This is a genomic window from Rhizobium rosettiformans W3 (assembly GCF_004912135.1).
Taxonomy (GTDB): domain Bacteria; phylum Pseudomonadota; class Alphaproteobacteria; order Rhizobiales; family Rhizobiaceae; genus Allorhizobium; species Allorhizobium rosettiformans.
In genome coordinates, this window is record NZ_STGU01000003.1 from 363709 (window position 1) to 386457 (window position 22749).

20 protein-coding genes and 1 tRNA gene are annotated in these 22749 nt (G+C 62.8%); 10 read left to right on the forward strand and 11 right to left on the reverse strand.

Features of this window, described 5'->3' with window-relative positions:
- Nucleotides 1-21: 21 nt before the first annotated feature.
- The 3 genes from FAA86_RS07805 to FAA86_RS07815 form a co-directional block, all read right to left on the reverse strand.
- Complete coding sequence (locus FAA86_RS07805) at nt 22-4185, reverse strand: translocation/assembly module TamB domain-containing protein (protein ID WP_136539534.1); 4164 nt, start codon at nt 4183-4185, stop codon at nt 22-24.
- 26 nt (nt 4186-4211) lie between these two features.
- Nucleotides 4212-6146 (reverse strand): autotransporter assembly complex protein TamA, encoded by a 1935-nt coding sequence (locus FAA86_RS07810; RefSeq protein ID WP_136539536.1) that lies wholly within the window; start codon nt 6144-6146, stop codon nt 4212-4214.
- Nucleotides 6147-6291: 145 nt separating this feature from the next.
- Nucleotides 6292-6555: a glycine zipper domain-containing protein gene (locus FAA86_RS07815; RefSeq protein ID WP_006724501.1), complete on the reverse strand. Its 264-nt coding sequence runs from the start codon at nt 6553-6555 to the stop codon at nt 6292-6294.
- Nucleotides 6556-6875: 320 nt separating this feature from the next.
- Between FAA86_RS07815 and FAA86_RS07820 the strand changes: the two genes are divergently transcribed.
- The 5 genes from FAA86_RS07820 to FAA86_RS07840 all read left to right on the forward strand — a co-directional run bounded on the left by FAA86_RS07820 (nt 6876) and on the right by FAA86_RS07840 (nt 13289).
- Nucleotides 6876-7364, forward strand: coding sequence for a (2Fe-2S)-binding protein (locus tag FAA86_RS07820; protein ID WP_054149870.1), 489 nt, complete (start codon nt 6876-6878; stop codon nt 7362-7364).
- A 114-nt stretch (nt 7365-7478) separates the two neighbouring features.
- Entirely contained in the window at nt 7479-9845 is a 2367-nt protein-coding gene (locus FAA86_RS07825; protein WP_136539538.1) for a xanthine dehydrogenase family protein molybdopterin-binding subunit, read from the forward strand.
- Nucleotides 9846-9856: 11 nt separating this feature from the next.
- Nucleotides 9857-10657, forward strand: coding sequence for an FAD binding domain-containing protein (locus FAA86_RS07830; RefSeq protein WP_136539540.1), 801 nt, complete (start codon nt 9857-9859; stop codon nt 10655-10657).
- 220 nt (nt 10658-10877) lie between these two features.
- Nucleotides 10878-12092 (forward strand): 5-aminolevulinate synthase, encoded by a 1215-nt coding sequence (gene hemA, locus FAA86_RS07835; protein ID WP_136539542.1) that lies wholly within the window; start codon nt 10878-10880, stop codon nt 12090-12092.
- A gap of 78 nt (nt 12093-12170) precedes the next feature.
- Nucleotides 12171-13289, forward strand: coding sequence for a serine hydrolase domain-containing protein (locus tag FAA86_RS07840; RefSeq protein WP_136539544.1), 1119 nt, complete (start codon nt 12171-12173; stop codon nt 13287-13289).
- An 8-nt stretch (nt 13290-13297) separates the two neighbouring features.
- Here FAA86_RS07840 and dxr read toward each other — a convergent pair whose 3' ends face one another.
- Nucleotides 13298-14476 carry a 1-deoxy-D-xylulose-5-phosphate reductoisomerase gene (dxr, locus tag FAA86_RS07845; protein ID WP_136539546.1) on the reverse strand — a complete coding sequence of 393 codons (1179 nt, stop codon included), beginning with the start codon at nt 14474-14476 and terminating at the stop codon, nt 13298-13300.
- Nucleotides 14477-14584: 108 nt separating this feature from the next.
- On the opposite strand from dxr, the gene FAA86_RS07850 reads away from it, so the two are divergent.
- Complete coding sequence (locus FAA86_RS07850; RefSeq protein ID WP_136539548.1) at nt 14585-16432, forward strand: heavy metal translocating P-type ATPase; 1848 nt, start codon at nt 14585-14587, stop codon at nt 16430-16432.
- 6 nt (nt 16433-16438) lie between these two features.
- On the opposite strand, the gene FAA86_RS07855 is transcribed toward FAA86_RS07850, so the two are convergent.
- The gene (locus FAA86_RS07855) at nt 16439-17188 is read right to left on the reverse strand and encodes a BON domain-containing protein (protein WP_246035020.1); all 750 of its coding nucleotides are present in this window, start codon (nt 17186-17188) and stop codon (nt 16439-16441) included.
- A 165-nt stretch (nt 17189-17353) separates the two neighbouring features.
- Here FAA86_RS07855 and FAA86_RS07860 point away from each other — a divergent pair, with 165 nt between their 5' ends.
- The gene (locus tag FAA86_RS07860; protein ID WP_113461472.1) at nt 17354-17854 is read left to right on the forward strand and encodes a YciE/YciF ferroxidase family protein; all 501 of its coding nucleotides are present in this window, start codon (nt 17354-17356) and stop codon (nt 17852-17854) included.
- A 63-nt stretch (nt 17855-17917) separates the two neighbouring features.
- Here FAA86_RS07860 and FAA86_RS07865 read toward each other — a convergent pair whose 3' ends face one another.
- The 3 genes from FAA86_RS07865 to FAA86_RS07875 all read right to left on the reverse strand — a co-directional run bounded on the left by FAA86_RS07865 (nt 17918) and on the right by FAA86_RS07875 (nt 19897).
- Nucleotides 17918-19009: a DNA topoisomerase IB gene (locus FAA86_RS07865; protein ID WP_136539550.1), complete on the reverse strand. Its 1092-nt coding sequence runs from the start codon at nt 19007-19009 to the stop codon at nt 17918-17920.
- Nucleotides 19006-19533: a sigma-70 family RNA polymerase sigma factor gene (locus tag FAA86_RS07870; protein WP_136539552.1), complete on the reverse strand. Its 528-nt coding sequence runs from the start codon at nt 19531-19533 to the stop codon at nt 19006-19008. Before FAA86_RS07870 ends, FAA86_RS07865 begins: the two co-directional genes overlap by 4 nt.
- 100 nt (nt 19534-19633) lie before the next feature.
- Nucleotides 19634-19897, reverse strand: a complete 264-nt coding sequence (locus FAA86_RS07875) for a hypothetical protein (protein ID WP_136539554.1) — start codon at nt 19895-19897, stop codon at nt 19634-19636.
- 88 nt (nt 19898-19985) lie between these two features.
- Here FAA86_RS07875 and FAA86_RS07880 point away from each other — a divergent pair, with 88 nt between their 5' ends.
- From FAA86_RS07880 to FAA86_RS07890, 3 genes are all read left to right on the forward strand, one after another.
- Complete coding sequence (locus FAA86_RS07880) at nt 19986-20372, forward strand: hypothetical protein (RefSeq protein ID WP_246035021.1); 387 nt, start codon at nt 19986-19988, stop codon at nt 20370-20372.
- A gap of 115 nt (nt 20373-20487) precedes the next feature.
- A complete protein-coding gene (locus FAA86_RS07885; protein ID WP_136539556.1) occupies nt 20488-20676 on the forward strand; it encodes a hypothetical protein in 189 nt (62 codons plus the stop codon).
- Nucleotides 20677-20751: 75 nt separating this feature from the next.
- A complete protein-coding gene (locus FAA86_RS07890) occupies nt 20752-20940 on the forward strand; it encodes a hypothetical protein (protein ID WP_113461468.1) in 189 nt (62 codons plus the stop codon).
- Nucleotides 20941-20952: 12 nt separating this feature from the next.
- On the opposite strand, the gene FAA86_RS07895 is transcribed toward FAA86_RS07890, so the two are convergent.
- From FAA86_RS07895 to FAA86_RS07905, 3 genes are all read right to left on the reverse strand, one after another.
- Complete coding sequence (locus tag FAA86_RS07895; protein ID WP_136539558.1) at nt 20953-21180, reverse strand: hypothetical protein; 228 nt, start codon at nt 21178-21180, stop codon at nt 20953-20955.
- 130 nt (nt 21181-21310) lie between these two features.
- Nucleotides 21311-21387, reverse strand: a tRNA-Arg gene (locus tag FAA86_RS07900).
- A gap of 60 nt (nt 21388-21447) precedes the next feature.
- The gene (locus FAA86_RS07905; RefSeq protein WP_136539560.1) at nt 21448-22614 is read right to left on the reverse strand and encodes a M20 aminoacylase family protein; all 1167 of its coding nucleotides are present in this window, start codon (nt 22612-22614) and stop codon (nt 21448-21450) included.
- Nucleotides 22615-22749 lie beyond the last annotated feature (135 nt).

A 22749-nucleotide genomic window follows, 5' to 3' on the forward strand; every position in this document is an offset into this window, starting at 1 on the left:
ACCTCCGCGTCCTGTCCCCGATCAGTATTCCTTCTCGTAAAAGATACCGCCGCCTGCTCCGGATCCACCGGCCTCACCCTTCAGCTTCAAGCCTCGGCCGATGTCCAGGTTGATGATGGCTTTCGCGCCTTCGCTGCCGCTCTGTTCCAGCTCGAGATAGGTCCTGTCGTTCAGGTACTTGCCGGCGCTGATGCTGGTGCCGCCGGTCTCGTCGGTGGAGATGTCGAGGTCGTCTATGCCAAGCGTGCTGCGCAGCGACTGGAACAGCGACGTGCCGCGTCCGCCTGCCAATTGCGCGGCTGCATCGGCCAGCTGGGCGATCTGCAGCGGCGAGAGCCTGGAGAGGGACTGGCCGAAGATCAGCTGCGCGAGGATCTCATCCTGAGGCAGGGCCGGCGACGAGGTGAAACTGACCTCCGGATTGCTGGCGAGACCCGTCAGCCGGATGACGATGGTGGCGTCGCCGGAATTGGTCGTGGCCTCCAGATCGAGCAGCGGGACCAGGTCGCCGCCGAAGGTAATCGTGGCCCTGGTGATTTCCAGGCGGCGCGTGAGGATCTGCATGCGCCCGCGCCGCAGTTCGAAGGCACCGGAGACCACAGGCGCGGCCGCCGTGCCCGTCAGCCGGATCGTGCCGCCCAGTTCGGCGTCGATGCCGCGTCCGCGCACGAAGGTTTGCGTTGGAGACGAGATGGTGAGATCGAGCGCGATCGGTGCGCTCGCCGAGCGACCGTCGGCCGGGTCCTGATCGCGCTGCTGGCGCAGGACGGCAGGGGGCGCATTGCGGTGTTCGATGTCGAGAGCCTGGAGGCTGGCGGGACGGCTTTCCGACAGGGTGATCGAGGTGCGCTCCAGGTTGACGGTGCCAGCGAGCGTCGGACCGTTCAACAGCTGGCCGGTCAGTGTGAGCCTGCCGTTCACCGTGCTCGTCACGGTATTGCCGTCGACATAGACCGCCTGGTCGAGGTTGACCGACAGGTCGGCGGGTAAGCCCGGGCTTGCGATATCGATCGATCCGCTGGCAGAGATCCGGCCGCCCGTTGCGAAGTTGCCCGTCAGGCTGCCGATCTCGGCGCGCGTACCCGTCAGGTTGATCGTGGTTGCGATCTGCTCGATCGCCAGATTTCTCCGGACATCCACGATGCGGGCACCGTTGGTGGAGACCGTGCCGGAGATCTGCGGGCTGGCCGCCGTGCCGCCGATGGTGAGGTCGACATTGGCGGTGCCTTCGGCCACGAAGCCCTGGGCAGCAAGCTGCCCGTTTGCGGCCGAAAGCGGAACGCTGCCGTTCACGCGGATGTCGAGACCCGTCCCGTTCTGCAGCGACACACGTCCATTGGCGGTCAGTCCGATGCCGCCGCCGCTGATGCGGCTGTCGAGGGTGAGTGTCTGGTTCTCGAAGCGGCCATTGGCCGTGATCCCGAGGGGCGCGAGCCCGGCCGCCCGTGTCTGGGCAATGGCTGCATTCTGCCAATTGAGGTCGTAGCTCGCGATCGGCGCCGCGGTCGTGCCGCTAACGTCCACCGTTCCGGAGATCGTACCTTCTGGCGCGAGTGTCGGCGCGAAGGTCGCAGCGAGGGTGGCTGGCAGGTTCTCGATATTCGCGGTCAGGTCGAGTTGTTCGCCGACCGTACCGGAGAGTGTCACTCTGCCTGAACCGGCCGAGATGACGGTCTCGCCAATTCTGACGCCGCCGTCGGTCACTTCGACCGAGGACGCAGAACCGAGGGACAGCGGGAGACCACGCGGCCTGGCCTTGAGCTCCTCGATGTCTACCGACAGTCCTTGCGCGCCTTGTTCCAGCGCCCCGCGCAGAACCACCGGCGCATTGTCATAGCTGCCTGTCAGGTTGAAGTCGGTATCAAGGCCGGTCCGGCTGAAGGTGACTGCGGCGTCGTCGAGGCGGTTGGCGCCTGAGACAATGCTGGAGGCCTTGATATCGCCTTCTGCTGCCAGGGCGGCGGCATCATTTACTGTCAAGTCGATCCGCGGTTCGCTGATCGTGAGGTCGCCCTGCGTGATCTTGGAGCCGGAGGCTTCGATATCTGCCGCAATACGGCCCTCCTCGGAGCGAAGGGTGATGTCGCCCTTTAGGTCACCACCGACTGTCTGCCCGGCGAGGGCTGCAAGCAGGCTGATGTCGGGGAAGTCGAATGATATGTCTCCCGTCGGGAGGAAGTCCGGGCTGAGATCGAGCGCGCCCGTGAGGCGGTTCGGGCCGATGGCCAAATCGAGGTTGTCGACCTTGGTGCGGCCGTCGGCGCTGACAACCTGCGCCGTGGCTTCCAGTGGCTTGCCGTCGATCTGGCCGCTGACACTGAGGTTGCCGCTCGGAGCATCCAGATTGGCAACGCCGTCCAGCTGGAGGGTCAGATCTTCGATCTTGTAGCCTGCTGCCTGTCCTTCTTCGACCGACAGGTTGAGGTTGGCCTCAAGCGCATCCAGAGGCCCGGAGGCGGAGAGGTTGAAGGAGGCCGGTGCCTGAATGCGGTCGACGAAAAGACCGAGGTCGCGCAGCTGGCCGGTCAGATCGGTTGCCAGAACGCCGTCCTGGTCGAGTGACAGGGAGCCTTCAGCGCGGGCAATGTCGGTGGAGAGGACGATGTCCCGCAAGGAGACCGCCCGAGGAGCAACGAAATCGACGCGTGCGGAAAAGTCGACCGGGCCGTTGATGCGTCCGGCGACCTCTGGTGGGAGCACGTCCGCTTCCGCCTGTACCGCCACGCGACCGGCGAAACTGTTGGTGTCCAGCGCGTAGCGGCCGGATGCCTGAACATCGAGGCCGTTGCTGTCATAGACGAGATCCTCGAAGGAAATTGCGTCGCTCGCAATCGTCAAGGGCGCGGTGATGGTCAGCGGCGCACGAATATAGGGTCTGATCTGAGGGTCGGTGATGTCGGTTCCCTGCACCGACACGGTGATATTCATCGGCCCTTGCCGGGTGGCGAGATCGAAGCTGTCGCTTTGAGCCGTCAGTGTCACGTCGGAAAGCGTGCCTTGCGGCGCGGAAAGCTCGGCGAGATCCGCATTCAGCGAGATTGCGGCCGAAGGAGCCTGCCCCTGCACGGAGAGGTCGAGGTTGCGGAGCCTGAGCCCGCCGGTGAAGGCGGCCGATTGCGAGGTGATGGCAATCGGATCGCCGGTCGCCCGCGCGGTGAGGCGAATGTCATTGGCACCCGTCGGGTCGTAGCGTCCTGCCGCCGTCACTTCTGCAGAGGCGGTTTCAAAGCGGCCCCTTTCGATGGCCACCGATGCGTCCGTGCCAAGTGCGGCAGCCAGGTCAATCGAGGTTTCGCCAGCGAAGATGTCGCGCAGTTCCGGCGGCATAAGGCCTGCGAAATTGCCGCCGCCATCCGCGGTGATCTTGCGCGTCCCGTCCGCCTCGAGCCTGTGCGTTGTGTCGACGGTGATCGTGCGTTCGCCGTCGAGAGAGGCGATGATTTGGCCGGCCCAGTTGTCGAGCGGTCCGTCGCCATCCACCTCGATCGCCAGCGCAGGCTGTCCCGGCAATTGCAGTTGCTGTCCGAGCAGGCCTGCGGGCGGCTCCTGGTAGTCGAGGTTGATGCGCAGCTGATTGTCGTTTGGCGCATAGAGGAGGTCGACCACCGCATTGTTGCCCGGCTCATCGATGCGCGTCGCCGTCAGGCGGCTTGCGATCGTATCGCCGAGGATCTCGAGGGAGCCCTGGGCCGAGAGAGCATAGTCGCGTTCCGCAAGGGCTGCCCCGATATTGATCAGCGGCAGGTCGATGGTTTCGATATCGATGCCGACCGGGAGCGAGAATGGCTCGTCCGTCTCCGGCTGGGGCTCTTCCGATGGCAAGGGCGCGCGGCTGATGGTCACCTCGCGCGCCGCGATGCGTTCTGCCGTGAAGCGTTTGCGAATAAGATCCCGCGGCGTCCAGTCGAGCGTCAGATCCTCGACCGAGGCGTAAACACCTTCCCGGTCTGAGATGGTCAAGCGGTCCACCGAGAATTCGCTGCTGAGCAGCGGGCCAGTGCCGGTGAGCGTAATTTGCTGGTTGTCGGTCGAGATCAGGGAGGCAATCTGGTCTGCGAGGAACTGGCTGCCGGTTCGCGAGAAGCCGCCGACCAGGATCACCACCACCACAAGCGCAATCAGGGCGGCGACCAGCGCGCCCATGAGACGGAGCGTCCAGGTCAGGATGCGCTTCAACCAGATCATGCTTTCATTCGTCCTGTCTTCGTCGGTCAGAAGCTCTGACCGATGCCGGCATAGATGGCATAACGGCTACCGCCGTCGTATGGGTCCAGAGGCACCGCGACGTCCAGGCGCAAGGGCCCGAAGGGTGTCATATAGCGCAGCCCGACGCCCGCCCCCATCTTGATGTCATTGAAATCGGGCACCGTGTTGTCGGCGACGGTTCCGATGTCGAGGAAAGGCACAATCCCGATGGCATCGGTGATGCCGATGCGCGCTTCCAGATTGGCGGTGATGTAGGAGCGACCGCCCGTGCCTTCGTCGGCGGCATTGCGGGGCGTGATTTCCTGGAAGGAATAGCCGCGCACGGAGCCGCCACCGCCGGCAAAGAAGCGCCGGGTGGCCGGAATGGCCGAGAGGTCGTCGGTGCCGACAATGGTGCCGGCGTTCAACCGGCCGGCCAGAACGAAGCGATCTTCCTCGCCAAATCCGAGATAGGCCGAGATCGAGCCTTCGAGCGACGTGAAGAAGGTCTGGCCGAAGAAGTCATAACTCGGTGTCAGCGTCACGGTGCCATAATGGCCCTCGGTTGCGTTCAGCCGGTTGTCGCGGGTGTCCCTGATATAGCCGATCGGCACACCGAAGGTCAGGTATTCATTGTCGTCGCCGAAGGCATCGTCGATGCTGTCATAGGCCAGAGAGACGCCAGCGCTCACTGTGTCGACGTCGGTCAGCTCGTAGGAATAGGCGACCTTGCCGGTGACGGTTGCCGCGTCATAGAAATCCGTTTCGAGCGTGCTGCCGCGAATGCTTGCTTCCAGGGTGCCGGAGGGGACGAAGGCGCCGGGCTTGATGAAGGTAATACCGGCCGTGTAGTCGAGCGAGGAGACGTCGCTGACATTCTCCAGCTCTCCGAGGCCGCGCACAGATCCTTCGATGCGCAGCGATTCCGCCTGTCCGAAGAGATTGCGGTGCCCCCAATAGCCTTCGATGCCGCCGCCATCGACGGAGGAATAGCTGGCGCCGATGCCGAAATAGCGATGCTTGCCCTCGGAGACGACGATGCCGATCGGCAGCGATCCGTCGCCATCCAGCTCCTCTGCCTCGTTGATGGTGACGGAGGAAAAGACGCTAAGCTCTCTTAAGCGTTCTGCGGCTTTCCGCAGCTGTTCGGGCGAGTAGGTCTGTCCGGCTCTCAGCCGCGAGTAATACTGCACGAAACCGGGATCGACCGCCCTTGCGCCCTTCACCGTGACAGGACCCAGGGGCGCCACGGGGCCGGCCTGGACTGCGATGGTCACATCCACCGTCTTGATCTCGTGATTGGCAACCACTTCGCGCCGGGCAACTTCCGTGAGCGGCCGTCCTTCTTCGCGCAGGCGCTCCGCCACCTGCTCGGCGGCTCGTAGGATCTTGTGCGATCCGGCTTCCTCTCCGGGGACAAGGTCGAACTCGGTCGGGTCGAGCCCGGCGGCAGCGCCCTCCAGGCGGATCTCGCCCAGCGTGAAGGGCACGCCCGGTTGAATGGTGATGGACACAGGCACCGGACGAGACCGGTCGAAGGTTGGATTGGGTGGCAGGCTGTCGATGTCCCTGCCATCGATCGTCACCGAGACGATGCCGCCATAACGGGCATTTTCGTAGAGCGTCGCAATCAGGCGATCGCGATCGTCACGCGCCTTGATGACCAGTCCGAGATCACCCGAGACGGGGTCGTCTTCCTCGGCGAGGAGAAGCGAGGTCCGCTCGAGAGATTTGCGGAGCGCGCGGTCGGCGTCACCGGTGTCGAGCGTGATCGAATAATCAAGGGGATCAATGATATCGCGGTCGGCTTCGTCCTCTCCGAACAGGCGAATGCCGAAGAGCTCGAATGCGGCGGCGTCGGGGCCGGTACCGGGCAGGAGTGGGCTGGCGACTGACAACAGCAGCCCCAATCGCAACGCAAGACTCAATTTCGGCAATGTCCATCCACTCGGTCTACGCATGTCGCTTTCATCGCGATCTGTCAGGCGTCCTCCACCCGTCGGACAACTTAGGCGTAAATGCGTGTAAACGCATACCCCCTTTTTGAGCGATCATGAAAAAAGGCGGAGAGTGTGATCTCCCCGCCCTGTTTCATTTGCGACGGTCTTAGTAGCTGCGCGGGCACGCGTCGATATAGCGGTTGCCGTAGCGGTCGCGGTAGTAGCACTGGCCCGGCTGCTCGGACACGCGGCCGATCACGGCGCCTGCAACGCCACCGATGGCGGCGCCGACGGCTGCACCACGGACATTGCCGGTAGCAATGCCACCGATGATCGCGCCGGAAGCGGCGCCGATCCCGGCACCCCGTTCAGTCTGGGTGCAGCCTGCGACCGACAGGCCGACCAGCATCAGCACAAGAGCTTTCTTCATCTTTATCTCTCCAAGTTCCACGCGTCCGGTCCAGCCGGTCCCGCTTCTGACAGCGTGCCAATCCGCCTGAGCTCTCCCCCAGCGGCTTTCGGCTTCCATTAGAATAGCTGCGACCTTGTGAAAGTCCATGGTCGCAGCTCACACCCGCAAGGGTGGTTCCATTCCATGAGACATCGAAGATGAACCCAGGATTTACAGGCGGTTTGATGCTGCAATGCGGAACACAAATTTTTCTTTTGCGACCTTCTGGACGGTTGCACATGTCACATAAAACTCACACCATGCCTCTCGTGTCCGGGAGAGACACGAGGAGGAACAACATGGCTAAAGTGACACTGACGGTGAATGGCCGGACAGTGAGCGGGGAATGCGAGGATCGCACCCTGCTCGTGCATTTCATTCGCGAGAAACTTGGTCTGACGGGAACGCATGTGGGCTGCGACACCACCCAATGCGGCACCTGCGTCGTCCATATGGACGGCAAGTCGATCAAGAGCTGTTCGATCCTGGCCGTCCAGGCGTCGGGATCGTCGATCACCACGATCGAGGGTCTCTCTTCCGGCGGCGAGCTGCATCCGGTGCAGGCAGCCTTCAAGGAGCACCACGGCCTGCAATGCGGCTTCTGCACGCCGGGCATGGTGATGACGGCGCTCGATATGATCTGTCGTCACAACGGTGCGCTCGATGAAGCCACCGTCCGCCATGAGCTCGAAGGCAATATCTGTCGCTGCACGGGCTACCACAACATCGTCAAGGCTGTGCTCTCGGCCAATGAAGCGATGACCGCCGGCCGCCAGGCCGCCGAATAAGGACTTCGGCAGTTCCGGTCGCCGCGACCGAGACCTGATCAAGGCCTCTGTGATGCCGACTGCAATTGCCTCTGTCCGACTGCCTGAATTCCTGTTTCTCTGGAGGAGAAGACAATGGGTGTTGAAGGAATCGGCGCGCGCGTGGCGCGCAAGGAAGACAAGCGCTTTTTGACCGGCAAGGGCCGGTATACTGACGACATGGTCGTCCCGGGCATGAAATATGCCTATTTCGTCCGTTCGCCTTATGCGCATGCGAAGATCACGTCGATCGACGTCACCGCTGCAAAGGCCATGCCTGGCGTGATCGACGTTCTCGACGGCAAGCAGCTCTTGGCCGATGGTATCGGCAACCTGATCTGCGGCTGGATGATCCATTCCAAGGATGGCACGCCGATGAAGATGGGTGCCTGGCGTCCCCTGGCGCATGAGACCGTGCGTTACGTCGGTGACGCGGTTGCGATCGTCATTGCCGACAGCCTCGGCGAGGCGCGCGATGCCTCGGAAGCGGTGGTGGTCGAATATGAAGAGCTGCCTGTTGTCACCGGTGCCGTCGATGCGCTGAAACCGGGTGCGCCTCAACTGCATCCGGAAGCCCCCGGCAACCTGATCTTCGACTGGGAGATCGGCGACAGCGCTGCGGCCGATGCAGCGATTGCCAGTGCTGCCCATGTCACCGAGATCGAGATCCTGAACAATCGCCTCTCGCCCAATCCGATGGAGCCGCGCGCGACGCTCGGCATCTACGACACGGCGGAAGATCACTATACCTGCTACACGACCTCGCAGAACCCGCATGTCGCACGTCTTGTGATGAGCGCCTTCTACAATGTCGCGCCCGAACACAAGCTGCGCGTCATCGCGCCGGATGTCGGCGGTGGCTTCGGCTCGAAGATCTATATCTATCCGGAAGAGGTCGTCTGTCTCTGGGCGTCGAAGAAGACCGGCGTGCCGGTCAAGTGGACCGCTGACCGGACGGAGGCTTTCCTTACCGACGCGCATGGTCGTGACCATGTGTCGAAGGTGAAGATGGCCTTCGACAAGGACCACAAGATCATCGGGTTGAAGGTCGACACCATCGCCAATCTCGGCGCCTACATGTCGCTCTTCTCGTCGTCGGTTCCGACCTATCTCTACGCAACGCTGCTGTCTGGCCAGTATGCGATTCCGGCGATCCACGCGAATGTGCGGACCGTGTATACCAATACGGTGCCGGTTGATGCCTATCGTGGTGCCGGTCGTCCCGAGGCAACTTATCTCCTCGAACGCACCGTAGAGACGGCAGCCCGCGAACTCGGCATCTCGCCGGCAGAACTGCGCCGCAAGAACTTCGTGCGGACCTTCCCGTACCAGACGCCGGTCATCATGTGCTACGACGCGGGCGATTACGACGCCTCGCTCGAAGCGGCGATGAAGGCGGCTGACTGGAGCGGTTTTGAAGGCCGAAAGGCGGAAGCCGCTCGTCGCGGCAAGCTGCGCGGCATTGGCATGAGCTGCTATATCGAGGCCTGCGGCATCGCGCCGTCGGCGGCCGTCGGTTCGCTCGGGGCCGGTGTGGGCTTGTGGGAATCCGCCGAGGTCCGCGTCAACGCCGTCGGCACGGTCGAAGTCTTGACCGGCTCGCATAGCCATGGCCAGGGTCACGAAACCACCTTCGCCCAGCTTGTTGCCGAGCGCTTGGGTGTACCGATCGACAATGTCTCGATCGTGCATGGCGATACCGACAAGGTGCAGATGGGCATGGGCACCTATGGCTCCCGCTCCGGCGCCGTCGGCATGTCGGCGATCGTCAAGGCGCTCGACAAGGTCGAAGCGAAGGCCAAGAAGATCGCCGCGCATCTGATGGAAGCCGACGAGAGCGATGTGGTCATCGAGAATGGCGAGCTGAAGGTTGCGGGTACCGACAAGTCGGTGCCGTGGTTCCAGGTGGCGCTCGCCGCCTACACCGCCCACAACCTGCCGTCGGGCATGGAGCCCGGTCTGAAGGAGGGGGCCTTCTACGACCCCTCAAACTTCACCTTCCCGGCCGGCTGCTACATCGCGGAAGTCGAGGTCGATCCGGATACCGGCAAGACCGACATCATCCAGTTCGTCGCCGCCGACGACTTCGGCAATATCATCAATCCGATGATCGTCGAGGGCCAGGTGCATGGCGGCATTGCGCAAGGGATCGGCCAGGCGTTGCTCGAAGGCGTGCATTACGATCCGCAGACGGGCCAGCTTCTGACGGCAAGCTACATGGACTATGCCATGCCGCGCGCCGATGACCTGCCGTCCTTCAATGTCTCGCACCAGAACACGCCTTGCCCCGGCAATCCGCTCGGCATCAAGGGCTGCGGCGAGGCGGGCGCCATCGGGTCTCCGCCAGCGCTGATCAACGCGATCACCGATGCAATCGGCAACAACAACCTCAACATGCCGGCGACGCCGCTTGCCGTCTGGAGCGCGCTCCAGGCCAATGCGACCCGCCAGGCAGCCGAATAAGGGAGAGGACCATGCAGCTTTATCCAACCAGCTACCACCGCGCCTCTTCCATCGAGGATGCCGGCAAACTGCTCTCCGGCGCCGAAGACGGCAAGTTCATCGCCGGCGGGCAGACGCTGATCGCGGCGCTAAAACAGCGCCTCGCCCAGCCGTCGGACCTCGTTGACCTCAGGCATATCGAGGCTCTGAAGGGCATCAAGGTCGAGGGGCGCCGCGTCACCATCGGTGCGGCCGTCACCCATGCGGACGTCGCCTCTTCCTCGGCGATCCGCGCCGTCTGCCCGGCGATCTCGAACCTCGCTTCGATGATCGGCGATCCGCACGTGCGTCACATGGGCACGATCGGCGGCTCCGTCGCCAATGACGATCCGGCCGCCGATTACCCGTCCGCCGTGCTCGGCCTTGGTGCCACCGTCGTCACCAATACCCGCGAGATCGCGGCCGACGATTTCTTCGTCGGCCTGTTCGAGACCGCGCTTGCCGAGGACGAGATCATCACGGCGATCCGCTTCGATGCTCCGGAAAAGGCGGGTTATGCCAAGTTTGCCAATCCGGCTTCGCGCTATGCGATGACGGGTGTCTTCGTCTCGAAGGGGTCAGGCGGCGTGCGCGTCGCCGTCACCGGTGCCGGGGCGAGCGGTGTTTTCCGTCATTCCGGGCTGGAAGCGGCACTCTCGGCCAATTGGTCGCCCGATGCCGTCGCCGGTGTCGAGATCGATTCGTCGGAGCTGATGTCGGATCTGCATTGCACGGCGGAATACCGGGCAAATCTCATCCGGGTGATGGCGAAACGGGCCGTTCAGGCCTCCTGAAGGGCACCAATTTCAGACGAAACGAGAAAGGGCGGCTCCGGCCGTCCTTTTTCTCTGAGTTTGACGCAGATCAAGTTTGCTTCGGCACAAACCGTTAGTATCTATGTGCAACTGTTCTAATGTTCGCGCCATTTGTCGCAGTTTAGAATGAATTTACAATGGCGGGGTTGACCCCGGCGCCGTAGAGACACAAAAGAGTGTCGTAGACTGGAGTTTAGGCATGGATTTCGAGGCGTTTTTCAAGGATCAGCTCGCGGGGCTTCACGAGGAAGGCCGCTACCGCGTCTTCGCTGATTTGGAACGCCAGCGCGGCAATTTTCCGCGCGCGACCCGCTACACCGAAAACGGCACCCAGGAAGTCACCGTCTGGTGCTCCAACGACTATCTCGGCATGGGGCAGAACCAGCTCGTGATCGATGCCATGAAGCAGGCGATCGACGACTGTGGCGCCGGTGCCGGTGGCACCCGCAACATCTCCGGTACCAACCATTATCACGTGCTTCTCGAGCGCGAGCTCGCCGACCTGCATGGCAAGGAATCGGCGCTGATCTTCACCTCCGGTTACATCTCGAACTGGGCGACGCTCGGCACGCTCGGCGCCAAGATCCCGGGCCTGATCATCTTCTCCGACGCCCTGAACCATGCGTCGATGATCGAAGGCATCCGCCATTCCAAGGCCGAGCGCGTCATCTGGAAGCACAACGACGTCAAGGATCTGGAAGCCAAGCTTGCTGCTGCCGATCCCAACGCGCCGAAGCTGATCGCGTTCGAAAGCGTCTATTCGATGGACGGCGATATCGCGCCGATCAAGGAAATCTGTGACATCGCCGACAAGTATGGCGCGATGACCTATCTTGACGAAGTGCACGCGGTTGGCATGTACGGCGCCCATGGTGGCGGCATCGCCGAGCGCGAAGGCCTGATGGACCGCCTGACGATTATCGAAGGCACGCTCGGCAAGGCCTTCGGCGTCATGGGCGGCTACATTGCTGCCTCGACCGCACTTTGCGATTTCGTCCGCTCCTTTGCCTCCGGCTTCATCTTCACGACGGCGCTGCCGCCGGCGCTTGCTGCCGGTGCGGTGGCTTCGATCCGTCACCTGAAGACGAGCCAGATCGAGCGCTTCGCCCATCAGGAGCGCGTGCGCCGCCTGCGCTCGATGCTCGATGCTGCCGGTATCCCGCATATGCCGAACCCGAGCCATATCGTACCGGTGATGGTGGGCGATGCGGCCAAGTGCAAGTGGATCTCCGACCTGCTGCTCGACAACTGTTCCATCTATGTGCAGCCGATCAACTATCCAACGGTTCCGAAAAAGACCGAGCGGCTGCGCATCACCCCGACGCCGCTGCACACCGATGCCGATCTCGAACATCTCGTCGGTTCGCTGCATCAACTCTGGTCGCGCTGCGCGCTCGCCCGCGCGGTGGCTTGATCGACCCAGAGCAGACCTTCATAAAGATGCGGGCTTCGGAAACGGAGCCCGCATTTTTCTTTGGGAGGTTTTGAGAACGTGAGCATTGCCGATCGTGTGAATGCCCTGGTTGACAGGGTGGTCGATGAAGAGCGCATCACCGGCGCCGTCGTTCTGGTCTATCAGGATGGTCAGCCGATCCTTGAAAAGGCTGCCGGCTTTGCCGATCGCGAAGCGGGGTTGCCTGCCCGTCTCGACACGATCTTCCGCTACGCCTCCGTCACCAAGCCGATGGTCGCCGTGACGGCGCTTGTCATGGTCGAGAAGGGGCTGCTCAAGCTCGACGATCGCGTCTCGCAATACCTGCCCTGGTTCAGACCCAAGGCGCCCGATGGGCGCGAAGGCGCGATCACGATCCGGCATCTGCTCACGCACACGTCCGGCCTGCTCTACGATCCCGCGCTCGAATTGTTGCCGGAAGGACAGCGGATGACGCTCGGCCTCGGGAATACGAATCTGAGCCTCGAAGACAATTTCAGCCGCCACAATGCCATCCCGCTCGCCTTCGAGCCTGGTTCGCGCTGGGCCTATTCCTTCGCCACGGATATTCTCGGCGGTGTCCTCGCCGCTATCCATGGCGGGACCCTTGAAGAGGCCGTCATCCAGCATGTGGCCGGCCCGCTTGGCATGGCCGATGCCCGCTTTCACGTGACCGATCCTGCCCGGCTTGCGGTTGCCTATGCCGATCATCCAGGTCGACCCGTTCGCATGCCGGACCCGTGGGTCAGCGGCGACGAGGAAAACTGGCGAACGGTCTTCTCTCCGGGCCGCATCTTCAATCCGAAGGCCTTCCAGTCCGGTGGCGCCGGCATGGCCGGCACGGCGCATGACGTCATGAAGCTCCTGGAAATGCTGCGGACGCACGGCGGCCATCTGCTTTCGACCGAGATGGCACGTGCTGCGCTTTCCAACCAGATCGGCGAGATCCAGGGCGAGCCGGGCTATCGGTTCACCTTTGTCGGCGGCCTGGTCACGGATCCCGCCGCGGCGATGACTGCCCTGCCGAAGGGAGCGATCCAGTGGGGTGGCGTCTACGGGAACACCTGGTTCATCGATCCCGCGGAGCGGCTCACCGTCGTCAGCCTCACCAACAACGCGCTGGAAGGCTGCAATGGTGCCTATCCAGAAATGTTGCGCGCGGCGGTGTATGGTCGGTAGGCGGCTGCTTACCGTGCCGCGATAACCTCAGCTGCCTTCCGCCTCGCCTCGCGGTCCGCCGCATAGACGTCCTCGATCGTGTCAGCCGGCACGCCCTCGACCATCGCGTCCATCACGGTCTCGACCACCTCGGCCATGTCGAGGAAGCGGATCTTGTCTTCGACGAAGGCGTTGAAGGCGGTCTCTTCGGCAGCGTTGAGGATCGCGCCCTGCAATCCGCCGCGCTCCAGCGCCGTGCGGGCAAGCCGGAGCGCCGGAAAGCGCGTCTCGTCCGGCGCCTCGAAATCGAGACGCGAGAGCTTTGCGAAGTCTAACCGGTCGACATTCAGCGCCGGGCGCTTCGGATAGGTGAGCGCGTAGCCGATGGCTGTGCGCATGTCCGGCACGCCAAGCTGGGCGATGACGGAGCCGTCGGTGTAGCCGACCATGGAATGGATGATCGACTGCGGATGCACGACGACCTCGATCTGGTCGGGCCGGACATCGAAAAGGTGCTTGGCCTCGATCATCTCCAGCGCCTTGTTGAACATCGAGGCGCTGCCGACGGAGATCTTCAGGCCCATCGACCAGTTGGGATGCGTGCGGGCCGTCTGCACCGTCACATTCGCCATCTGCTCGCGCGTGTGGCTGCGGAAGGGGCCGCCGGAGGCCGTCAGCACGATCCGCTCCAGCGCGTGGCGCTGATCGGCTTCAAGACATTGGAAGATCGCGGAATGTTCACTGTCGACCGGGATCAGGCGTCCGCCGCCCTTTTTCACCGCCTCGACGAAGAGGGGACCGGCGGAGACGAGACACTCCTTGTTCGCCAGCGCGATATCGGCGCCGCGGGCGGCAGCCTTCAGGGTCGGCGCCAAACCTGCCGTCCCGACGATCGCCGCCATTACCCAGCCGGCTTCCATGTCGGCGGCCTCGTCCAGTCCACTGGTGCCGGCTGCGACATCGGTGCCGGAGCCCGCCAGCAGGTCCTTGAGCGTCCTATACTGGCTTTCGTCGGCGGTGACGGCGAGCTTCGCGCCGGTGCGGCGAGCCTGTTCGGCCAGCAGATCGAGATTGCCATTGCCGGTGAGCGCGATGACCTCGAAGCTGTGGCGGCCACCAAGTTGCTCGATCACATCGAGCGTGTTCACGCCGATCGAACCCGTCGAGCCGAGGACTGAAAGGCGGCGGGGCCGGTCGCTGTCGATCATGCTGCTTAGGTCCGATTGCTTCATGCTCAGAAGGCTCTACAAGGGAAAGGCAAGAGCAGCAAGAGAGGTCCGGTTGGACCTTTCGCCAGTGCTTTAAGGAATTGGACAGTGCGGGACTTTCTGCAGCCGACACGATTGCGTGAGAGCCTGCCGGTCCTTCTCGCGGCACTTGCCTTCCTCTGTCTCGCCGGCGGTGGGGTCCTCTATCTCGCCGCCCGTCCCGAACAGGCTGCCCTGATCTGGCTGGTTGGGGCCGGCTCCGTCTTCGTCGTTCTGGTCGCCGACACCCTCCGGGCGCTTCTCAACGGCCGCACGGGCGTCGATGCCATCGCGGCCCTGTCGATCGGCGTCGGCCTTGCCCTCGGCGAAAACCTCGCCGCTGCCATCGTTGCCGTGATGTATGCCGGCGGCCAATTGCTGGAAAGCTTTGCGGAGGGACGCGCGCGCCGCGACATGACGGCCCTGCTCGGCCGTGTCTCGCGCACGGCCATGCGCTATCAGGGTGAAACGCTCGAAAGCGTGCCGATCGAGGCGCTCAAGCCGCAGGACCGGATCCTGGTGCGCAAGGGCGAGGTGGTGCCGGTCGACGGGCGCCTGCTGGCAGCAACGGCCGTGCTCGATCTTTCGGCGCTGACGGGGGAATCGCTGCCGGTGCCCATCCAGATGGGCCATGAAGTGCCGAGCGGCTGTACCGTGCTAGGCGATGCCTTCGATCTTCTGGTGCTACGTGAATCGAAAGAGAGCACCTATGCCGGAATCGTGCGCCTCGTCGAACAGGCGCAGGCGAGCCGCGCGCCCATGGCGCGTCTGGCGGATCGTTATGCTCTCTATTTTCTCGGCATCACGCTGCTTCTTGCCGGCAGCGCCTGGTGGTGGAGCGGTGAGGCCACGCGGGCACTCGCCGTGCTGGTCGTAGCCACCCCCTGTCCGCTGATCCTCGCCGTGCCCGTGGCCGTCATCGCGGGCATGTCGCGTGCCGCCTCGCATGGCGTGCTGGTGAAGACCGCTGGCGCGCTCGAGGCGCTGGCTGCGGTCACCACCGTCGTCGTCGACAAGACCGGCACTGTGACCTCGGCTCGGCCTGAGGTCGCCGATGTCAGGGCGGAAGAGGGTTTTGCGGCCGATGAGGTCCTGCGCCTTGCGGCCTCGCTCGATCAGGCCTCCGGGCATGTCGCAGCCGAAGCACTGGTGCGCGCTGCGGCGTCCCGAGGGCTGGCGCTGACCCTGCCTCTCGACGTGGTCGAGGACGCCGGTCGTGGACTGGCAGGGAGGGTCGACGGGCGGCGCGTGGTGCTGGGAGGCTCAGGCTATGTGCTGTCACAGCTGAACCCTGGGACAGGTTTCAGTCGTGCCGGGGTCGCCAGTGGCACGGCCGTGGTGGCCGTCGGTGTCGAGGGACGCGCCGCCGGGCTCATTCTTCTCTCCGATCCCCTGCGGCCGGATGCACAGACGACGATCCAAGCCTTCCGCGAGGGTGGCGTGCGCCGGATCGTAATGGCCTCAGGCGATCGGACTGATGTCGCCGAACAGGCCTCGGCCACCCTGGCTCTCGATGCCGTGGCGGGGGATCTCACCCCGGAAGGCAAGGTGGAGCTCATCCGCCGTGAAGCGGATCAGGGTGTCGTGATGATGGTGGGGGATGGGGTGAATGATGCGCCGGCGCTGGCGCTCGCCGATGTCGGGGTTGCCATTGGGGCGCGGGGCTCAGCCGCGTCGTCGGAAGCCGCGGATGTGGTGCTCCTGGCGGATGATCTCTCGCGCCTGCCGCTTGCCTGCCGCATCGCGCGGCGATCTCGAAACATAGCCCGGCAAAGTGCGGTTGCCGGGCTTGTGCTTTCAGGCGGTGCCATGGTGATGGCCGCCTTCGGTTATCTGACACCGGTTCAGGGCGCGCTTCTGCAGGAAGTGATCGACGTTGCCGTCATCCTCAATGCTCTGCGCGCCCTTCGCGGTTGAAGGCCGTCAGGCCTGGGTGACAACGCTGCCTTCGCCGGAGGTGCGAACCCGCAGGTTGTTCTGGACATGCGTGACGCCGCTGACATCGTCGGCGCAGTCTTCGGCGCGACGCTTTTCCCAGCGGTCGGTCACATGGCCCGATAGGGTCACTTCGCCGTCCTTCACCGTCACCTCGATGTCCGAGGCATCGACGGATCCATCATCGGACAGGCGGTCGTTGACGTCTTCCAGAATGCGGCTGTCGGATCGGCGATAGCCGCGCGGACCCTTGCCGCGGTGGCTGTCCATCTCGCGGCGGCGTGCCGCCTCGTCGTCACCGAACCAGGAGGCAACCTCGTCGCCGGCGCGGTCCATGAAGCCGCGCTCCTCATCGCGATCGCGGTTCCGTTCCGTGCGGCCATAGCCACCGCGATAGGACGGGTTGTCCGACGGATAGTAGCCGCGGCCCGCGCCACGGGCATAGCGGCGTGTATCGTCGCCGTAGCCGCGGTCGCTCAGATCGCCGTAATAACCGAGATCGTCGGTGGTCCAGTCGGAGCGGCCCATGCGGGGATAGCGCGATCCGCTGGCGCCGTAGCCGCCGTCCATGCCGAAGTCGCGCTGGCGCTCGGCGTTGTAACGATCTGCATCGGGCCGGCTCTCGTCGTAGCCGCGCACGAAACCGCTTTCACCGGGGGCATAGTCGCCGGTGGGGCCGCGGCGGGCATTGCGGTTTCGACCGTAATCGGAATCCCAATTGTCGTTGCGATTGACCATAGTTTCCTCCTTTGGATTGGAAGCGTGACGCGCTGCGTCACCTCCTAGGCTAACCGCGCGAGCCTCCCGATCGTTCCTGCGATTTGTGGAAAAACCCTTCCGGAACAAAGCGCCATCCGGCCGGTTCTTTTGTCGCCATAACCGATAACCGAGGAGATACCGACAATGGCTACAAAGACACTCGAAGACCTCTTTCACGAGACGCTGAAGGACATCTATTACGCCGAACGCAAGATCCTGAAGGCCCTGCCGAAAATGGCCCGCGGCGCTCAGGACGAGAAGCTGAAGGCTGCCTTCCAGCAGCACAAGGAAGAGACCGAAGGCCAGGTGGAACGCCTGCAGCAGGTGTTTGAAATCATCGGCAAGCGTCCGCGTGCGAAGACCTGCCCCGCCATCGACGGCATCGTCGAAGAGGGCGAAGAGATCATGGAAGAGTTCAAGGGTTCGCCGGCCCTCGACGCCGGCCTGCTGGCTGCCGCCCAGGCTGTCGAACATTACGAGATCAGCCGCTATGGCACGCTGCGTGCCTGGGCTCAGCAGCTCGGCTACAAGGACGCCGTGAAGCTTCTCGACGAGACGCTCGCCGAAGAATCCAAGACGGACGAGGCACTGACCAAGCTCGCTGAAAAAGCCGTCAATGCCGCTGCCCAGAAGCAGGCGGCCTGAGACTGATCTTATGGCATGAAAGAGGGGCCGGTTCTGCCGGCCCCTTGTCTTTTGGTTTTCCGCTCAGGCCTCGGCCTTCTTGATCGCCGGGACGGCCTGCAGGAATGCCATCAGCCGATTCTCGTCCGCTCTCAGCAGTTGCCGCGCCGGCGCATCGAGGATGATGGCGCGCACCGCATCCAGATCTTCCGACTTGTCCGCCAGCCCGAGGATCGCCGGGTGCACATAGCTTGTCCGGCAGATGGTGGGCGTGTTGTGCAGCCTGTCTGACGCGACCTGGCACATCTGACGGATCGTCGGTCGCTCCCCGCTGCCAATCAGACGCCAGGCCTCGCTGAAGGCCGCGACACTCCCGCCCCAGGTGCGGAATGTCTTGGCCGAAAGCTTCGAGCGGGTGATCTCCGCCAGATAGGCATTGAGCCGGCCGGAATCGACGCGGTGCAGATGGCCTTCCTGGTCGCGCCAGGAGAAGAGGTCGCGACCGGGCAGGTCGGCGATTTCCTCGAGGATCTTCTGAAGCCGTGGGTGACGCAATTTGCGGCGAACGCGTTTGCCGCCCTTGGCGAGGAAGCTCAGACGAATGCCGTCGGGCTCGAAGGTGAGATGGCGCTTCTGCAGGGTCGTCGCCCCATAGGTGCGATTTTCTTCCGCATAGGTCCGGTTGCCGACCCGCATATAGGTGACATCCAGAAGGCTGATCAGGGCAGACAGCAGGAAATAGCTTTCGTCCGCATGTTCGGCGAGGTCGCGCGCGATGCGACGGCGGATCGAGGGAAGCGCTTCCCCGAAGGAAATGAGGTCATCGAACTTGCGCTCGCTGCGCCATGCGGCCCAATCGGGATGGTAGCGATATTGCTTGCGACCGCGTGCATCGTAACCGGTGGCTTGCAGATGGCTGCGCGGATCCATGCTGATCCAGACGCGTTCGTAAGCGGGGGGAAGGGCGAGTTTGCGGATGCGGGCGAGAACGTCTTCGGCTGCAACGCTGGTGCCGTCAGGGAGGTGATAGGAAAATCCCTTGCCGCGTCTGCGACGGGTGATCCCGGGTACGGAATCGGTGCCATAGACAAGACCGATTTCGGAAAGCTCGTCCACCGCCTCTTCGGATGGCGGTGGTCCATCGATGGCAAGGTCCTGATTGTCTGCCTCAGTCATCCGACGGGACTGTCCGTGCCCATTTCACCGAGCTCGCGTCGCAATTGCTGCCGGGCGCGACTGAGCCTGCTCTTCACCGTACCAACCGCGCAGCCACAGATTTCGGCTGCGTCTTCGTAACGTTCGCCAAGCATGACGATGAGAACCAGCATTTCGCGGTGATGTTCTGGAAGGCGATTGAGCGCACGGCGTACTTCGTCTGCCTGGACGGTCCATTCCTGGCTCGCCTCGGTCGTCAGCTTTGCACTGATGGAGTCCGGCAGGCCCACAGTCTCGCGGCTGCTTTTCTTGACGCGCGTGCAGAAGGTGTTGCGCATGATGGTGAAGAGCCAGGACTTCAGGCGGGTCCCAGGCTCGAACTTGTCGAGATTGGCCAGCGCCTTGGTCAGAGTCTCCTGAACGAGGTCGTCCGCTTCCTCCGGTCTCTGACAAAAGGTCCGCGCAAAAGCGCGCAGGGCGGGAATCAGCTCAACGACTTCAGATTGTGTGGCAAGCTCGGCTTTACGGGTCGTCAAGATCGCCATCCTCCGATGTCTGTGGTCCCAGGCACAATGACGCGAGAACGCGCGTCGCACGGCATGGTTCCCAAAAATGTGAACGGCCGTTCAAGACCGGGGACAAAGGTCAGCTACGGCTTACGAATTTGCTGAAACGGCTCAGCTTGCCATCTTCCGTCTTGTCCTGATGGAGGAAAGCAAGGTCGCTCTTTTCGAAGATCCGGAAGAATTCATCCCATTCTATCGGCACAAGCGCTTCCTCCGGCTCGCCGAAGTCGACGCGCAGAATGCCGCCTTCGCCACTGTCCTTAACCCGGGACGGTGTACCCTGACGGTCTTCGATCCATCGACGGATCTCGTCGTGGTTCGTGGTCTGGCTTGCGCTACTCATGGTTACTGTCGCTCCCTTTCCTCCGTGAAAGCTCATTCGATGAACGTGCTCCCTGACCCTAGGTTCCCAACGTCCTTAGGGTTTTCACATGGAACAATGGGTGGAATGGAGTGTTAGTCGCCAAATCGAAACGGAAAATCAGGACAGACGCATCATGAATGTAGACGGCCAAGGCCAGTTGCTGATCGGAGAGCGCCTGTTCCCCATGAGCTATCACGTGACGGTCGAACAGCAGGATGCTCGTTACACGGCAACGGTGGAATTGCAGGCTCCGCGTGACTGGTTGATCCGCCAGGGCTTCCGGTCGGAGGCGACCTTGGTGCTCGCCTCGGGAGAGCGCATCCAGCTTGAACATGACGGGCCGGTTGATGTAACGGACAGCATCAGCGTGCTGCTCCAATCTCATCCCGTGGGATATGAAGACCGGGATGCCCTTCTTGCTGCGTTCCCCGAATTTGGTGAAGACCCTGCGTGACAGGATGTCAGCCGCGGGCAAGTTAATGATGATCTAAAACAAACAAAATGACGTAACCTGAGTTTGAAGCGAGACATGTCGATGTTTCGCACAGCGTACGACTTTGGAGGTCCCTTTGGAGAAAACGAAACCCGCATCCATGGAGGCACGTCGAGACCGCACCGGTGGCATCGTGCGCGACAGGCTGGACGTGCTCATGGCAGAGATGCGGCGCGAAGATGTTCCGCCCCGTCTCCTTGATCTGGCAGAAGAACTGCAAGCTGCGATCGACGCAAAGATGAAGGACGTTCCGTCCGGTTCCTGATCTCCCCGGAACCTTTTGCGCATGCCCCGGGTTGGCTCCCTGACACGTCAGGGTCCATTCAAGAAAGGGCACTCCATGATCAACTACTTCTGGCTTTTCGTCGTCATGCTCGGGCCGGTTCTGCTCGGCGGCGCGATCTTTTATTCCATCATGCGCCAGCGGCGCCTGAGTGACCGCGAGCGTCTCAACAGCGACGCTGCGGCACATGAACTCTATCGCAAGGATGAGAGCGCGGACACCCGCAAGTTCGGCGGCCGCAACTAGCGGTTCTTCCCGTTACAGGAAGCTTCCGTTGTCGGGATCATAACGTTTCCCATGCGCGATGCGGGCGAGTTCTACGATCTCGTCCTCATCCCTGATCCCTGTCTTTACCAGATAGCCGACCAGTTCGGCCGCGTTCTGCCTCGAATGCGCATCTTCCTGCCGCGAGCCATAGAGCCGCCGCATAGCGCGTTCGATGATGACATGTTCTTCTTGGTCTCTGCCGGGGGGGCTCGATGCCATGGCATTCCCTCCGTTCGGAGCCGACGAAAAAAGAGTAAGCACCCGTCGGCGTGGCATGGAACCATCATGCCGTATAACGGTCAGAACGCAACCCTAGATTCACGAGGGTAGGAAATTGCCAGGCAAATGATGGTGATCCCGACGCGATTCGAACGCGTGACCCTCAGATTAGGAATCTGATGCTCTATCCTGCTGAGCTACGGGACCACTTCCTCCTCCATACAAAAGCGCAGGCGTCTAGCCAAGCGGTTTTGCGTGCGTGAGACCTCAGCGCGGCAGACGCTGCTCGGCAAGACGCACCCAGTAGGAGATGCCGGTCGCGATCGCCTCGTCGTTGAAATCATAGGCCGGATTGTGCAGGCCCGCAGTGTCGCCATTGCCGATCAGGATATAGGCGCCGGGCCGCGATTGCAGCATGAAGGCGAAATCCTCGCCCGCCATGCTCGGATCGACATCCGTGTCGACCCGGTCGGATCCGACCACGTCGATTGCGGCGCGGGCGGCATGCTCGGTCTCGGCGGGGTGATTGACGGTGACGGGGCAGGCGCGTTCGAAATCATAGTCGATGGTTGCGCCATGGGCTGCGGCAATGCCGTTCGCGATTTCGCCGATGCGGCGCTCGGCGAGATCGCGTACGCCCTCGTCGAGGGACCGCACGGTGCCGGAAATGAAGGCCTCTTCCGGGATGATGTTGTGCGTCGTGCCCGCATGGAACTGGGTGACCGAAACGACGACCGAGCGCAGCGGGTTGGCGTTTCGGGCCGCAATGGTCTGCAAGGCATTGACGATCTGTGCGCCTATGACGATCGTGTCGGCCGTGTTGTGCGGTTCGGCGGCGTGGCCGCCAAGGCCCGTCACCTTCAGCGAAAACTTGTCGGGTGCTGCCATGATGCCACCCTTGCGAATGGCAAAGGAGCCGAGCGGCTTTCCGGGCATGTTGTGCATGCCATAGATTTCGTCGATGCCGAAACGCTCCATCAGACCGTCCTCGACCATGGCAAGCGCACCGCGCCCGCCTTCTTCGGCGGGCTGGAAGACCACGGCCACCTGACCGAAGAAGTTGCGCGTCTCGGCCAGATATTTGGCCGCGCCAAGCAGCATGGCGGTATGTCCGTCATGGCCGCAGGCATGCATCCGGCCAGGGATCGTCGAAGCCCAGGGCTTGCCCGTGATCTCGTCGAGCGGAAGTGCGTCCATGTCGGCGCGCAGGCCGATCGTGCGGCCGCTGCCTTCCCCCTCACCCTTGATGATGCCGACCACGCCGGTGCGGCCAAGGCCCGTGACGACCTCGTCGACACCGAATTCGCGCAGCTTCGCTTCCACGAAAGCGGCCGTGTTTTCGACATCATAGAGGATTTCCGGATTGGCATGCAGATGGCGGCGCCATTCGGTGGCCTCCGACTGGAGTTCGGAGGCTCTGTTCAGAATCGGCATTCTTTCGTCCCGGGTTCAGTCTTCATTCCGCACTGCGGATCACGTTATTGTCGGGCACGAATGTGCGCCTTTCAATTGACGTATTCAATGGGCTTTGCCATTGCTTCGCTACATAGGACATTGTCGCCCCGATGG